The sequence below is a fragment of the Paenibacillus sp. SEL1 genome (assembly GCF_054602535.1).
This window is the reverse complement of record NZ_CM137723.1, coordinates 3,431,102-3,445,078: the sequence shown is the minus strand read 5'-3', so window position 1 is coordinate 3,445,078 and position 13,977 is coordinate 3,431,102. Positions and strand designations below refer to the sequence as shown.

Annotated in this window: 15 protein-coding genes, 6 tRNA genes and 1 riboswitch; of the genes, 6 read left to right on the top strand and 15 right to left on the bottom strand. The window is 45.5% G+C overall.

The genetic code is table 11. The features are described from left to right. Positions 1-3: 3 nt before the first annotated feature. Together kdpA and ACYCSE_RS15705 are read right to left on the bottom strand one after the other, a co-directional pair. Entirely contained in the window at positions 4-1,680 is a 1,677-nt protein-coding gene (gene kdpA / locus ACYCSE_RS15710) for a potassium-transporting ATPase subunit KdpA (RefSeq protein ID WP_459698724.1), read from the bottom strand. Positions 1,681-2,092: 412 nt separating this feature from the next. After that, positions 2,093-2,488: a hypothetical protein gene (locus ACYCSE_RS15705; RefSeq protein WP_023987603.1), complete on the bottom strand. Its 396-nt coding sequence runs from the start codon at positions 2,486-2,488 to the stop codon at positions 2,093-2,095. A gap of 115 nt (positions 2,489-2,603) precedes the next feature. After that, positions 2,604-2,771: riboswitch (cyclic di-AMP (ydaO/yuaA leader) on the bottom strand. A gap of 465 nt (positions 2,772-3,236) precedes the next feature. Between ACYCSE_RS15705 and ACYCSE_RS15700 the strand changes: the two genes are divergently transcribed. Next, entirely contained in the window at positions 3,237-3,722 is a 486-nt protein-coding gene (locus ACYCSE_RS15700; RefSeq protein ID WP_061829575.1) for a glutathione peroxidase, read from the top strand. Between the two features lie 92 nt (positions 3,723-3,814). Here the strand turns inward: ACYCSE_RS15700 and ACYCSE_RS15695 are convergent. Beyond that, positions 3,815-3,897 (bottom strand) — tRNA-Leu (locus ACYCSE_RS15695). A 262-nt stretch (positions 3,898-4,159) separates the two neighbouring features. Here ACYCSE_RS15695 and ACYCSE_RS15690 point away from each other — a divergent pair. Both ACYCSE_RS15690 and ACYCSE_RS15685 read left to right on the top strand, forming a co-directional pair. Beyond that, a complete protein-coding gene (locus tag ACYCSE_RS15690) occupies positions 4,160-4,897 on the top strand; it encodes an urease accessory protein UreF (protein ID WP_459698722.1) in 738 nt (245 codons plus the stop codon). A gap of 296 nt (positions 4,898-5,193) precedes the next feature. After that, positions 5,194-5,415 carry a hypothetical protein gene (locus tag ACYCSE_RS15685; protein WP_029516349.1) on the top strand — a complete coding sequence of 74 codons (222 nt, stop codon included), beginning with the start codon at positions 5,194-5,196 and terminating at the stop codon, positions 5,413-5,415. 124 nt (positions 5,416-5,539) lie between these two features. Here ACYCSE_RS15685 and ACYCSE_RS15680 read toward each other — a convergent pair whose 3' ends face one another. From ACYCSE_RS15680 to ACYCSE_RS15655, 6 genes are all read right to left on the bottom strand, one after another. Continuing rightward, positions 5,540-5,923: a helix-turn-helix domain-containing protein gene (locus ACYCSE_RS15680; protein WP_069291379.1), complete on the bottom strand. Its 384-nt coding sequence runs from the start codon at positions 5,921-5,923 to the stop codon at positions 5,540-5,542. A 93-nt stretch (positions 5,924-6,016) separates the two neighbouring features. Next, complete coding sequence (locus ACYCSE_RS15675; protein WP_025722343.1) at positions 6,017-6,391, bottom strand: helix-turn-helix domain-containing protein; 375 nt, start codon at positions 6,389-6,391, stop codon at positions 6,017-6,019. A gap of 185 nt (positions 6,392-6,576) precedes the next feature. Continuing rightward, positions 6,577-7,032 (bottom strand): MarR family winged helix-turn-helix transcriptional regulator, encoded by a 456-nt coding sequence (locus ACYCSE_RS15670; RefSeq protein WP_061829577.1) that lies wholly within the window; start codon positions 7,030-7,032, stop codon positions 6,577-6,579. Positions 7,033-7,195: 163 nt separating this feature from the next. Next, a tRNA-Leu gene (locus ACYCSE_RS15665) sits at positions 7,196-7,278 on the bottom strand. A 15-nt stretch (positions 7,279-7,293) separates the two neighbouring features. Further along, positions 7,294-7,369, bottom strand: a tRNA-Lys gene (locus ACYCSE_RS15660). Positions 7,370-7,455: 86 nt separating this feature from the next. After that, positions 7,456-7,527 (bottom strand) — tRNA-Glu (locus tag ACYCSE_RS15655). Positions 7,528-7,771: 244 nt separating this feature from the next. Between ACYCSE_RS15655 and ACYCSE_RS15650 the strand changes: the two genes are divergently transcribed. Together ACYCSE_RS15650 and ACYCSE_RS15645 are read left to right on the top strand one after the other, a co-directional pair. Beyond that, positions 7,772-8,533: a DeoR/GlpR family DNA-binding transcription regulator gene (locus tag ACYCSE_RS15650; protein WP_013309250.1), complete on the top strand. Its 762-nt coding sequence runs from the start codon at positions 7,772-7,774 to the stop codon at positions 8,531-8,533. 69 nt (positions 8,534-8,602) lie between these two features. Continuing rightward, the gene (locus ACYCSE_RS15645) at positions 8,603-9,478 is read left to right on the top strand and encodes a Cof-type HAD-IIB family hydrolase (protein ID WP_061829578.1); all 876 of its coding nucleotides are present in this window, start codon (positions 8,603-8,605) and stop codon (positions 9,476-9,478) included. A gap of 177 nt (positions 9,479-9,655) precedes the next feature. On the opposite strand, the gene ACYCSE_RS15640 is transcribed toward ACYCSE_RS15645, so the two are convergent. The 3 genes from ACYCSE_RS15640 to ACYCSE_RS15630 form a co-directional block, all read right to left on the bottom strand. Beyond that, positions 9,656-9,744: transfer RNA gene (locus tag ACYCSE_RS15640), tRNA-Ser, on the bottom strand. A gap of 1 nt (position 9,745) precedes the next feature. Next, positions 9,746-9,821, bottom strand: a tRNA-Asn gene (locus tag ACYCSE_RS15635). 44 nt (positions 9,822-9,865) lie between these two features. Continuing rightward, a complete protein-coding gene (locus ACYCSE_RS15630) occupies positions 9,866-10,390 on the bottom strand; it encodes a SprT family protein (RefSeq protein WP_459698718.1) in 525 nt (174 codons plus the stop codon). A gap of 144 nt (positions 10,391-10,534) precedes the next feature. Between ACYCSE_RS15630 and cmpA the strand changes: the two genes are divergently transcribed. Further along, a complete protein-coding gene (cmpA, locus tag ACYCSE_RS15625; RefSeq protein WP_007429337.1) occupies positions 10,535-10,669 on the top strand; it encodes a cortex morphogenetic protein CmpA in 135 nt (44 codons plus the stop codon). 105 nt (positions 10,670-10,774) lie between these two features. Here the strand turns inward: cmpA and ACYCSE_RS15620 are convergent, their stop codons facing one another. From ACYCSE_RS15620 to ACYCSE_RS15610, 3 genes are all read right to left on the bottom strand, one after another. Beyond that, on the bottom strand, positions 10,775-12,997 hold the full coding sequence (locus ACYCSE_RS15620) for a Tex family protein (protein WP_459698715.1): 2,223 nt from the start codon (positions 12,995-12,997) through the stop codon (positions 10,775-10,777). Between the two features lie 179 nt (positions 12,998-13,176). Then, the gene (locus ACYCSE_RS15615) at positions 13,177-13,527 is read right to left on the bottom strand and encodes a type II toxin-antitoxin system PemK/MazF family toxin (RefSeq protein ID WP_007429335.1); all 351 of its coding nucleotides are present in this window, start codon (positions 13,525-13,527) and stop codon (positions 13,177-13,179) included. A 6-nt stretch (positions 13,528-13,533) separates the two neighbouring features. Next, positions 13,534-13,815, bottom strand: a complete 282-nt coding sequence (locus ACYCSE_RS15610) for a CopG family ribbon-helix-helix protein (protein WP_007429334.1) — start codon at positions 13,813-13,815, stop codon at positions 13,534-13,536. Positions 13,816-13,977 lie beyond the last annotated feature (162 nt).

Here is a 13,977-nt window from a genome sequence, read left to right as displayed (position 1 = left end):
TCTTCACATGGTCAAAAATTCAGCAACAGGTCCCAATACGATGACGGGTAAAAAGGTCAACGCACCAATCAGCAGCACGACCCCGATCAGAATGGCTCCAAATAACTTGTTGTCCGTGCGCAGTGTCCCCGTCGTCACCGGAGTCGGTGCTTTGGCATTCAACGAAGCCGCCACAGCCAACAATGCAATCATAGATACATATCGTCCGAAGAACATAACCATCCCCGTCGTCATGTTCCAGAATACATTGTTATCCGAAAGACCTTCAAATCCCGAACCGTTATTTGCGGCAGATGACGCATATTCATAGAGCACCTGAGTCAACCCGTGATAGCCAGGGTTCGTGACCGCATCGTATCCCCAATGACTCATAAATGCAAGTGCAGTTGGGGCGAGAATGAGAAACGGATGTACCAAAATGGCAATCGCGATCAGCTTCATTTCCTTGCCTTCAATTTTCCTCCCCATAAATTCCGGAGTTCTCCCGACCATCAGTCCGCATATAAACACACCCAGAATCGCATACATCAGCATATTCATCAGTCCAACACCCTTGCCGCCAAAAATGACGTTTAGCATCATTTCTCCCAAAGCAGCCATGCCACCCAGTGGAGTTAGTGTATCATGCATATTATTGACCGAACCTGTCGTTGCCGCTGTTGTGACCGCAGTGAATAAAGCCGATTGTCCAATGCCGAAACGAACCTCTTTCCCTTCCATGCTTCCCTGAGAAGCATCCACACCCAGTGTCTGGATTAACGGATTACCTGTCTTTTCAGACACGTATGTAATGGATAGAAAAATAAGAAACAATACCATCATGGAGCTAAAAATAATCCAGCCCTGCTTGCGATTACGGGCAAACAATCCAAAGGTATACGGCAACGAAGCCGGCATTACCCACATTGCCAAAATTTCCAGCACGTTCGTCCAAGGACTTGGATTTTCAAAAGGGTGCGCCGAGTTAGCTCCCGCATAACCACCCCCGTTTGTCCCCAAATGCTTGATGGACTCCAGAGAAGCAATGGGTCCCATAGAAATCTGCTGCTGTGTTCCGCTCAGCGTCGTAAGATCCGCCGTAGGCTGTAGCGTCTGGGGTACCTTCAATCCAACCAGCACCAGCGTAAGCACAAAGGCCAGCGGCAGGAAAATTCTTATAATGGCTTTAATAAAATCTTGAAAGAAATTGCCCATTCCTTCACCGCGCCGCGTCAATCCTCTCATAAAAGCCGCAGCAACCGCAAAACCGGAAGCAGCCGAAGTGAACATCATCATCGTGACGAACGCCATCTGTGTCAGATACGTAAGCCCGCTTTCTCCGCTATAATGTTGGAGATTTGTATTCGTCATAAAGCTGATTACCGTATTAAAAGCTAGTGATGCTTCCATATTACTGTTTCCCGCCGGATTACCGGGAAGCATTCCCTGTAAACGCAACAGCAAGTAGCTGATCGCCACAAGCACGGCATTCGTTGCAATGAAACTCATAACATACGTAGTCCAACGCATGCTCTCCAGCTTCTTCAATCCTACTATCTTATAAATCAGCTTTTCTGTTCCGCCAAAAATCCGATCCATCCGATTGGGTTCATTTGAGAATACATGATACATATAGGTGCCCACTGGCTTTACCAAGAGCAACAATATGACGATCACAATTCCAATTTGAAGCAGCTCCATCCTCTATTCCTCCTCCAAAATGCTCCTGCGTTTGGAACAACAGACCTGCTTCAGAGCACCAAACGTGTGCACACGTTTGCGAAAACCTGCTACCTATGATGCTTAATATTCATGATCTGTTGTTCCCGCCCGCTCTATCCCCCATAGCTGACTAGAACTTTTCAGGGTTCAGGAGTGCGTAGATTAAATACATAAACACAATAGCCGTAAGCCCAAGTATAACGATCATCCTCTTCGTCCTCCTTTAGAGGTCTGCGCATCACACCAGCGTACAAACAGCAGTATCACTCCATAACTCACAGCCATGACGAGCAGCATGTATATATCCATCATGTTTATACCCTCCGTATCGGTCCTCAGATCGCCATTCTTATTTCATCATAAAATCATAAAACAACTATGTTATAAGTGCTTATCCGTTCAGCAGAAAACCCACCTCTCCGTTCAATGTGTAGATCACATGGTCCGCTCCCAATCCTCGATAAATTCCTTGTGGATTACAGCCGTGCGTAATAACATAGATCGATTCCGATGTTAGCGGCCGACATATTTGCAGGAAACGGCAAGTCAGATTCAAGCTGTTCTCGAACAAATACACACTACCAATTTCTTTTTTTGGAAAATTCCATTTTCCCGCTTGCATGGTATTGATGCGGACAATGTGCTCCACACCCATTTTCTTGAGCTGTCGTTCCTCCTGGGCGCTATTCGTCAAAACTGCAAACGCCAATTTTTTGAAAATAAGCAATTTCACAAAACTTCTGCCCGCTTCATTCGGTGCAGTGACAATAATTAACCGACCTTCCATCAGTAGCTCCTCTCCCGGTATAAAAAGACAACAAAAAGAAACCGAAGGAAAAAGGCTTTCCTCCGGCTTCTTACATATCCATGATAAAATAAACCATGGCTGCACACGGCGGTTTGTTGCCTCTCCCTGTACGCTTACGAGGTTAGCTGTCGGATTCGGACGTGAGAGTCGCCCTATTTCTGGCACTTGACCGGAAAATTCACCCCATGGGACATACGGCAAGCCGTACAGTCTCGATTGGTTCCCCCGCTTTTGCAACTGCAAAATTCAGCGCTATAGACATTTCGTTGTTGCTTCATTCAAGTTAATTTGAAATTACGTCTTGAATCATACACCCGCGCATGGAAGACTGTAAAGCTCAACTGCGGGGTTATAAATCGGCCTTTAGAGCATAGAAGATTAATAATAACGCTTACAATGCAAATATGCTTCTCACAGCTCCTCCAATCTCTGTTTTTCATCCCTTTTTGAAAATGACAAGCATGTCAATATTGGCGTAGGGTAGAGCGTTTTGTCCTTTTTTTGTAAAAAGAGAAGAAAATACGCTATATGTACCAGCTAAACACCGATTGAACCCGCTTTTATAAGAAGAAACACCTTAATTCGCTCCATTTGCAGTGCGATTTACTATTTTGAACAAAATACGATTTTACAGCGGCTAAAGGCTTAATACAGCTTTTCCAGACTTGCAACCTTACTTTGAATTGCTTACAATTTAATTGCTGAATATTGAATAAGGAGAGATACTATGACCGTTTATGAATATGATGCGCAAACCCTGCAAGGGAAACCAATTCCGTTATCCACATATAAAGGGAATGTTCTGCTTATTGTGAACACAGCCAGCAAATGCGGGTTAACCCCCCAATACAAAGCGTTACAAGAGCTATATGACCAGTACCATGAACTGGGGCTCGAAATTTTGGGATTTCCCAGCAACCAATTCGCCAAACAAGAGCCAGGTTCCAGCGAGGAGATTTCCGAGTTTTGCCAGATCAATTATGGTGTTACCTTTCCGATGTTCACCAAGACAGATGTCAATGGCGATCAAGCGCACCCCTTATTTCGCTACCTGACCCAAACAGCTCCGGGGGTATTAGGATCCAAAGCGATCAAATGGAATTTTACTAAATTCTTAATTACACGAGAAGGTAACGTATTTAAGCGCTATGCACCGCAAACCACTCCAGATAAGTTGGCGGGAGATATAGAGAAGCTTTTGCAGCAAAACTGATATTCTTCTTTATCACAGTTATTAAAACAAAAAAAAGCATCCCTTCACGTAAACCGTGTCAGGATGCTTTTTTAACTAAGTCTTGCATATAATGCGGTCGAGAGGACTCGAACCTCCACGGGCGTACGCCCACTACCCCCTCAAGATAGCGTGTCTGCCATTCCACCACGACCGCAAATCATAATGTATTGAGGCAACAGATTTATTATACTCTCTCATCAACTATTTGTAAACAAAAATATAATAATTATTTTATATGTTATTTTATATAACATATATGAGCGATAATAATATTTAATTTGACACAAAGGCTGCTAAAATGTAAATATATATTACATATATTTCGAATTATTTCGTTATCCCTAAGTGCAAAGTAAAATAATATAACATAAGGATTCACTTCGAGGAGGCGAACCGCCCTGCATAAAGGCAACCGCTTGCTGAACTATGCATTATTGTTGGACCCTTCCCTACCTGTTGGTGGCTTCACCCGTTTTAACGGACTGGAGAAACTATTCCGCAACGGACATTTGAACAGTCTACAAGACCTGGAACATTACATGCTGGATGATTTGTATCCTCAATTCACAACCGTGGACGGCATGGCTATCAAAAGTCTGTATGTCGCCATCCAGCAGAATGACGGTTGGCGGATCGCTCTCATTGATAAGATGCTGCATACCCAACGTCCCTCATTGCAGCATGTGAAGGAGTTGCGTCTATCCGGTCAGCGTCTACTTAAGCTCGCTAAGGCTCTTTATCCTTGGCTTGAATTTGACCAGTTGGAATCCATACTCATTCAATACAATGCGATTGGCACACTCGCTACCGTTCACACCTGGATTAACTTCCTCCTCGGAAACGATGTAGAACAGACCGTTCACGGCTATCTTCGCGCAGCGGTGTCCTTCTGTGTGGAAGATGCCTTCAAACTACTCAATCCTCCCTATGAGGAAAAGAACCCTTTTATGGAGCGTATGACCAGCGAGCTGCTCTCCGCATGGAAGAAGCTTAACGAACCTGAGCCAACCACATTTCAGCGTCGCTTTCTTCACAGACATTGGTCCAGCTCCTACATCACTCTACCGCCTTTTATGAGCCATAATGTCCAGTTGAATGAATCTAGACTGTTTTCCTCCCCAGGCCTATTCAAACGTCTTCCAGCATCCCCCTGATGCGTCGTTTCGCTAATGTGGCAGCAACACCAAAAACACTCTGTCCCTTTCCTCAGGTGGCAGAGTGTTTTTTATCCACACATAATCGAAATTCACACTATTAGTAGACTCTAGACGGGTTATCAGAACCACCTAGCACTTAATTAAGTAATTAATTCAACAAAATAACGTATTTGAGATTGTAAAAACACGTATAAAAGTGTATCATAGTTTCAGATGGTTAATTCTAACATGTTTACTGATGATTATTATAACACACCAATTATTCCGCAAGAATCCGTAAGGGGCGATTTCTCTTGAACAACAAAATGCCTGTCACCTCCTTCGGGTGGGCCATCAAACAACGGCTTGTCGAACTTCGACTGGATCAGAAAACATTTTGTGAGACACACAATATTCCGCCTTCACGCTTGTCCAATCTGATTCACGGCACCCGCAAAGCACAAAGGTACAGAAAACAAGTTGCTGCAATTCTGAACATCGACGATAACGATTATAAGGAGGCATCGCCACTCTAAACCCAACAAGCATTCCAGTTACATATAGGTCATTCCATATCACCAAGAAACCAAATAAACCCGTAAAGCGAACCCCTCCAGTTCGTTTACGGGTTTTCAACCCAGACGATCTTTAGCCAAAAAATTATTCCGGCTTTGTTTTATCCTTCTCACTTTTTTGCTTACGGTATTTCGCAAATTCAACATATTCTAAAATAAAATTCTGTTCTTCCGTCTCAAGATCTTCTGCCTGGCAATTCAGTGGCCCCATCACTCCAAAAAAATAAGCAGCCTTCTGCTCCTGAAGTACGCCTTCCCCTGGCTTAATCCCTTTCATTAACCAATCAAGCGATACATTAAAAAAGTCCGAAATCTGAATCAAATGGGCGGTACCCGGCGTTGTTTTACCTCTTCTCCAATCACCGAGATTCCCTGAACTGATTTTAAGTTTTTCACAAAATGCCTTCTTGGTCATTCCGCGATCCTTAATCAAAGCTTCAATCCGCTGATAAATAGTTTGATCTCCCAAAATGTTTCCCCTCCGACACAGTAACTTTTTCTGAAATAATTTTCATTTTTCAGCCTTACTCATTAGTAATCCTCATCAAATCCTAAGCAACCATTACCCCATAGTAGAATTGCGCTGGTTTTTCTCTTTACGAAAGCGGGTAAATTCAATATACTCAAGTATAAAATTTCTTTCCGCCTCACTAAGCGGTTCCCCCTGGCAATTCAGTTGCCCTGAAGCGTCAAAAAAATAAGGGTCTTGCGACTCCTTCAGCACCTCACCCTGTACATCTCGACCCAGCATAATCCAATCCAGACTGGCATCAAAAAAAGAAGCGATTTCAATGAGTTTATTCGTGCCCGGCGTCGTTTTTCCTCTTTTCCAATCCCCGAAGTTCCCTGTACTAATGCCTAACTGCTGGCAGAACGCCTTTTTCGTCATTCCCCGTTCCTTGATGAGTTCCTCAATGCGATGGTAAATAGATTGCATAGAAGTTCCTTCCTCCCTAGCAGGCTCTCAAATAACGATATCATGTTCTCTGTTCTCATTTCAAAGATCACGTATGCTAAAATTACCGAATTATGTATGTTGGTTTCCATTATACCACAACACGCAACAAAAACCGCCTGTTTTCCGAAGAAAGGGCGGTCTTTAAGCCAGTTCACTTACGCTAATCACGTAGCAGCGTTGTCGATTTTAAGTAAGATATGCTTCAATTCATTCAAAGTTTCGCTCAGATGCAATAAATCTTCTTCTGGCAGATACACCAGTCTTTCTTGAATTTTATTGGAGAAGGTATGAAATACCTGTTCACAAAAAGCATCGCCTTCCTGTGTAATCGCCACATTCACGACTCTGCGATCCGAATCACACGACTGGCGGTCAGCCAACCCATGCTCCACCAGTTTGTCCAGAAGAGGAGTCATGTTCGGACGTGAGACATTGAGCTGTTTGGATAAATCAGATACCGTAGACAAGCGCACCTCACGCAGAAGCAGTAGTACCTGAAAGTTATTAGGCGACAAGTGTAATGGGAAATCGAGCGGACCGTAGGTGAAAAATTTCTTCTTCACAATCGGAAACAAGCCCAAAATATTTTCTGATATATTTCCTAACAGTTGAGTGTCCATATTTTTCACCGTCACTTCATAAGTTTATACTTATCATTCTATAACATTATGGCATTATATTATACTATGGAATCATTATTTCATCATAATCATTACTTTATTACATCACTACACAAATAAAAAAAGCCTCTACCGCGAGAGACTTCTCCGTTTATTCCATTGATGCGGTCGAGAGGACTCGAACCTCCACGAGCGTACGCTCACTACCCCCTCAAGATAGCGTGTCTGCCATTCCACCACGACCGCATAACAAAATATAAATGGTGAGCCATGAAGGACTCGAACCTTCGACACCCTGATTAAAAGTCAGGTGCTCTACCAACTGAGCTAATGGCTCATGCTGTTCATCCAAGCTGTCCGCCATTAGACCAGACCTCAGGAATTTCCCTTAAGCATGCAACATGTAGTCTATAAAGACAACAATGACCCGTAGGGGATTCGAACCCCTGTTACCTCCGTGAAAGGGAGGTGTCTTAACCCCTTGACCAACGGGCCTTATTATTATGCGCCAACTTGGCGACAAGAAAGAGTATATCAAATAGAATAACGAATGGCAATACTTATTTCTAAAATTTTTAAAAAAGCAGTTTTTATAAGTACAAAATGCATATTAACTTACAATTCCTTATCTTCAATCACTGAAATCCTGAAAACAGCGATAAATGATTGCAATATCACTTGTATTTACTTATAATCACTTACAAGATACCGAAATAATTATATATCAGAGGAGCTTTCTATGTATCAGGAAGAACGAATGTTAAAAATCGTTGATTACTTACAGCTTCATAAACGTATTTCGGTGGATGATATTTGTGAATTTTTTAATGTTTCACGAGATACGGCTCGTCGAGACCTCGTAAAACTTGAAGAACATCAAAAAATTATTCGCACCCGCGGTGGCGCTCTTCTCCCTACACTTCATCACGATCCAATTGGAAATTATAACGAAAGACTACTTACTGTATCCGAGGAGAAACAAGTGATCGGACAGCTGGCTGCCAGCATGGTACGAGATAAGGATCGTATTATATTGGATTCCTCTACCACCGTACAGGCGTGTGCAGAAAGACTGAATGTGCAGGAATGTTCGGTCATCACCAATTCAATCAATCAGGCTGACGTGCTATCTGGAAAAGACGGTGTCTCCATACATCTGTTGGGAGGCCGCCTGCAAAAAGAACACCGATATGTATATGGCTCCTCCGTGATCGCCACTTTGTCTCACTATTTTGTAGACAAAGCCTTTATCGGGATTGGTGGTATATCTGCCCACGGACTAAGCCTGATTCATGAAGAAGACGGTATGCTGAAGCATCAGATGATGAAGCAGGCAGATCAGGTGATCATCCTTGCGGACCATTCGAAATTCGGAATCAATTTTCCATATCGTTTTGCCGATCTGTCTGAAGTTAATATCGTGATTACCGACAGATTGCCAGAACCAGCGATGCTGGAAATTTTGCAACATTATGATGTTGAAGTTGTTGTACCCTCATAAAATATGAAACTGCTTAGCTAGAACTCAAGATTTATCACAGAGATATCGAAAGACAGGAGTTGGAGAGAAATGAAACTGTTTGCGATTGATATGGATGGAACACTGCTGAACGAGGAAGGAAAAATAAGCAAAGTGAACGCGGAGGCTATACGCCAAGCACAGCAGCAAGGCGTTCAGGTGACAATTGCCACTGGTAGAGCCGCTTATGACGCCTGGACGAAGCTAGAGGAAGCAGAGCTTGTAACTCCCGTCATTGGAGCAAACGGCGCAACCGTACACGATGTGCATCGTCGTCAGTTAACCTCTACTCCTATGGGCCGCAGTGAAACGTTTGAAGTGCTGAGCTGGCTGCATGACAACGACTTTTACTATGAGGTCATGACAGACCGCGCGATTTATTCTCCACAAAACGGACATCAGCTGCTTGCTGTTGAAATGGACCGCTTGCTGAGCTCCAACCCGGATATTTCGCTGGATACTTTATTACATGCAGCTGAAAAACAATATGAACAGACCGGACATACCCGGATCGCTTCATATGAGGACATTCCACTGGATGTAGAGATTTATAACGTGCTCTGTTTCTCCTTTGATCAAGCCAAATTGGAGCGGGGTCGTGAGCGTTACCGAGGTTTTCAGGGCCTGAACATGGTCATCTCTTCAGACCGTAACTTTGAAGTCGAGCATAGGGATGCGTCTAAAGGTAATGCATTGCGTTATCTGGCGAATCATCTGAGCATTCCCATGCAGGAAGCCGTAGCGATTGGGGACAGCTACAATGATATCTCCATGCTAACAATGGCAGGAACAGGCATTGCCATGGGCAATGCAAAAGACGACATCAAGGCCGTCTGCTCCCAAGTGACTCTGACTAATGCGGAAGATGGCGTCGCTCATGCTCTGTTGAACATACTCAAGACAGTCGAGGCTGACACCGTGAAATAGACGTCATTGGCTGCGTACAACACAGGCTAACGCCGCTTCATGCTGTACGCAACACGTCCCCTCTCCATTTAAACGATTTCAGTCCACCGTTATTCTCAAAGCAGATATAGACGAAAAGGACGCTCGCAAGCATCATTACAATGCATACGAGCGTCCTTTTTCTACTTAAAATACCAACGGAGAGAGAGGGATTCGAACCCTCGCACCGCTTTCGCAGCCTAACCCCTTAGCAGAGGGTCCCCTTATAGCCACTTGGGTACCTCTCCATGGCTCCCCGAACAGGACTCGAACCTGTGACAACTCGATTAACAGTCGAGTGCTCTACCAACTGAGCTATCAGGGAACATTACTGTAAATTATCTTACAGTATGGTTAATTTACCATGATTCAGGGGATGCCGTCAAGTGCCAACAGGCGAAGCTTACCTCCACATTTCCCACAGCGATACCGCTGAGGATTCATCTTACGCTTGCGCATATACTCCTGTTTACAGGAAACGCATACTAGCTTGTAACGATAAGGCTGAGGCTTACGTTCCGTTCTTCCCGGCAGAGTCTGACAATGCCTGCTTCCTCCTACACGGGCCAGCCATGCTTTGAAGTCAGCATCTCGATGCTGATAGCCCATCCCGCGCAAATGCAAATGATAATGGCACAGCTCATGCTTAATAATTTTCTCCACCTCGGAATGTCCATAAGCAGCGAGTTGATGTGGATTAATTTCAATATGATGACTTTTCATAAAATACCTACCACCTGTGGAAGACAAGCGCGCATTAAAGGTGGCTTGATGTCGAAACGGCACGCCGAAGCTCTCCAGCGAAATGCGCTCTACCCATTCTTGAAGCTCTTCATTACTCATAGAACGGCTCATTGAATGGTTCATTGAATCGCTCAGGGACTTGGACTCCATCCTAACGGTCTCTCCTCCTTTGCTCCTTACTGACAAGCATATTATAAAATAACGACCGAAGTCTAACCCCCAATTCATAAGCACACTTTAGGTACCCACCCCATATGCTAAACATACAGATGTAACGCAGAGGAGGAGATCGGCTTGCCTCAATGGCTCAGCAACCAGCTCATGCGGGCCTTTTACAAAAAGGACCGGCGCCAAATTAAACTGTTGAACGATTGTTGGTTTTTTTATCATAAAGCACCTGGCGTGGAGTTCGATGCCAACAACGGGTAAAAGCTAAAGGCATCCAAAAATGAAAGCCGGAAGCTCCGATGCAGTTCGGAGCTTCCGGCTTTTATTATACCTGCACAAGAAGGTTGTACAGCTTTATTTAAAGTATTATGCCTGCGATTGCGCCTCTGCAGGAGGTTTCATCGTCAGACCAACCCTGCCTTTTTTCAAATCAACATTCAACACCCACACCGTTACGTTATCCCCGACAGATACGACATCCATCGGATGCTTTACGAAGCCACTGCGCAGCTGTGAAATATGAACCAACCCGTCACTTTTAATACCGATATCGACAAACGCGCCGAAATCAATGACATTGCGGACGGTTCCCTGAAGCTCCATACCCGGTGCCAGATCCTCGATCTTCAGCACATCCTTGCGGAATACCGGCAACGGCAGCTCGTCACGCGGGTCACGGCCCGGACGCTGAAGGCTGTCCAGAATATCCTTCAGTGTCGGCACGCCGACTTCCAGCTTGGCGGCCAGTTCGTCAATGTTGGACACACTCAGTGCTTCCATTGCAGTCTTAGTACCCAGATCGTGAGCGCTGATGTTCAGTTCCGCCAACAGGCGGTCTACGACAGCATACGATTCAGGGTGAATCGGTGTGCGGTCCAGTGGATTTTCTCCACCCGGTATACGGATAAAGCCTACAGATTGCTCGTAGGTTTTTGCACCAAGACGCGGCACCTTCTGCAACTGACGACGATTGCTGAATTTTCCGTTTTCCTCACGGTACTTAACGATGTTTTTGGCAATCGTCGCGTTGATCCCTGCTACATAGGATAACAGCGCAGAGGAAGCCGTGTTCACATCCACACCGACATGGTTAACGGCTGATTCGACAACGTCCTTTAAGCTTTCATCCAGATGTTTCTGCGACACATCATGCTGGTATTGGCCTACACCAATAGCCTTCGGCTCAATCTTGACCAACTCAGCCAGCGGGTCCTGCACACGACGTGCGATGGAAGCCGCACTGCGCTCGGCCACGTCCAAATCGGGAAATTCCTCCTGTGCCAGCTTGGAGGCAGAATATACGCTCGCGCCCGCCTCATTGACGATCAGATACGCTAGACTGCTGTCACCAATGTCCGCGATGACTTCCGCTACGAATTGCTCTGTCTCGCGCGAAGCAGTTCCGTTACCAATGACAATCAATTCGATACCGTATTGGGCAATCAGCTGCTTGAACTTTTCAGCAGCCTCGCGCTTCTTGTTGTTCGGCGGTGTCGGATACGTCACTGCCACTTCCAGCAGCTTGCCTGTGTCATCGACAACCGCCAGCTTACAGCCTGTCCGATAGGCCGGATCGACACCGAGCACACGTCGGCCCTTGATCGGAGCCTGTAGCAACAGACTGCGCAAGTTGCCTGCAAAGATGGAGATGGCCTGCTGCTCGCCCTTCTCCGTCATTTCAGCGCGCACTTCACGCTCGATAGATGGCGCGATAAGTCTTTTATACGCATCCTCGATGACGCTGCGGAGCAGATCTTGCACGACTGATGATCCTTTAATCACTTGACCTGCCACGTAATTGTAGATGGAATCTGGCACTACCTCCAGACCAACCTTAAGAATGCCTTCCCGCTCTCCGCGATTAATCGCCAGAATACGGTGAGGTGGCATTTTCTTAGCAAGTTCACGATAGCTATAGTAGTTCTCATACACGGATTCTTGCTCCGCATCCTTCGCTTCGGAGGTCAACATACCATGGTCCAGCGTATATCGACGTACCCATTGGCGAATAGCCGCATCATCCGCTATATTTTCAGCTAAAATGTCCAAGGCTCCTTGGATGGCCGCCTCGGCGCTGTCCACTCCCAGTTCCGCATTTACATAAGACTCGGCTTCTTTCAGAGTATCGCCCTGCTTCGGCTGGCTCCAGATCCAAATGGAGAGCGGCTCCAGTCCCCGTTCCTTTGCTACACTGGCGCGGGTTTTGCGCTTTTGCCGATACGGACGGTACAGATCCTCTACTTCCTGAAGTTTAACCGCAGAGGTGATAGCAGCCTGCAGGTCTTCCGTCAGCTTGCCCTGCTCATCAATAATGCGGATGACCTCTACCTTACGATCCTCCAGATTACGCAAATACACCACACGATCTTCAATTTCACGCAGCTGATTTTCATCCAGCTCTCCTGTCATTTCCTTACGATAACGCGCGATAAAAGGAATTGTATTCCCTTCATCCAACAAACTGATCGTTGTCCGGATTTGCTTGAGTGCCAGCGACAGCTCTCTCGCCACTTGTTTGACAATCCGCTCTTGGCGTTCTGCTTCGTTCGGCTCCTGCCGGATTTCCGTCTTCGTTTCCTCGTTAGACAAACCTATCCCTTCTTCCTCACAGCTCTTGTCTTACACCATGTCTTTCATTATCACAAAAAATGATTCAAAGCGCCAGCAGGTGACGTTAAAGCAAGCCCTACCTGCATTTTTCATCGGACACACAAAAGGACAGCGCCCAAGCGCTGCCCTTTTCCCGTTTCACTCGTCGTTCCATCACGCTAAAAATCAATCAAACCGAGACTGATTTGTAGCGAATCGCTCACTTTGCGCATGGTTTCTTCATCTAAGTGGGTGATTTTGTCGGTAAGCCTTTGCTTGTCGATCGTCCGAATTTGCTCCAGAAGAACAACAGAATCACGATCAAAGCCATGCGTCGCCGCGTCGATTTCCACGTGTGTAGGCAGCTTTGCCTTCTGAATCTGGGCGGTGATGGCTGCTACGATCACAGTAGGACTAAACCGGTTGCCGATATCATTTTGAATGATCAGCACAGGTCTGACGCCACCTTGCTCGGAACCGACTACGGGTGAAAGGTCTGCAAAAAAAACGTCGCCGCGCTTTACGATCAATATGGATTACACCCCGCTAACTGTACGGCCCAAGGTGCTGTTTGCATCTTCCTCCGCGTGAAAGGCTTCGGATGCCATGGTTAAGTTAATTTTAGCCATTTCCATGTATCCACGCTGCATAGCTTCACGAATGTAACGTTTTTTTCGTTCACCTACATACAGCTTCATGGCCTGCCTGATAAATTCACTGCGGTTGGAATTTTCCATAGCTACGATCCCGTCCACTTCCTGCAAGAGATGATCTGGCAAACTGATCATTATTCTTTTGGTGTTCTGCAAATTGGCCAACTTCTCTTCCACCCCCAAAACCTTGTCGCCATTGTACCATTATAACGTTATTCCCGGTAATTTATTCAAACGGAATACAAGAGAATGTATATGATATTCGTATATCATCTATGCTGCATTCCATTATAAACTACGCAGTTCGTTTTCGTACAGGCGTTTGAT

Coding starts and splice junctions, on each gene's coding strand:
- ACYCSE_RS15675 (WP_025722343.1), bottom strand. CDS start 6,391: ATGCAATCTATTTACCATCGCATTGAGGAACTCATCAAGGAACGGGGA.
- ACYCSE_RS15705 (WP_023987603.1), bottom strand. CDS start 2,488: ATGGAAGGTCGGTTAATTATTGTCACTGCACCGAATGAAGCGGGCAGA.
- ACYCSE_RS15650 (WP_013309250.1), top strand. CDS start 7,772: ATGTATCAGGAAGAACGAATGTTAAAAATCGTTGATTACTTACAGCTT.
- ACYCSE_RS15630 (WP_459698718.1), bottom strand. CDS start 10,390: ATGGAGTCCAAGTCCCTGAGCGATTCAATGAACCATTCAATGAGCCGT.
- ACYCSE_RS15645 (WP_061829578.1), top strand. CDS start 8,603: ATGAAACTGTTTGCGATTGATATGGATGGAACACTGCTGAACGAGGAA.
- ACYCSE_RS15670 (WP_061829577.1), bottom strand. CDS start 7,032: ATGGACACTCAACTGTTAGGAAATATATCAGAAAATATTTTGGGCTTG.
- ACYCSE_RS15700 (WP_061829575.1), top strand. CDS start 3,237: ATGACCGTTTATGAATATGATGCGCAAACCCTGCAAGGGAAACCAATT.
- kdpA (WP_459698724.1), bottom strand. CDS start 1,680: ATGGAGCTGCTTCAAATTGGAATTGTGATCGTCATATTGTTGCTCTTG.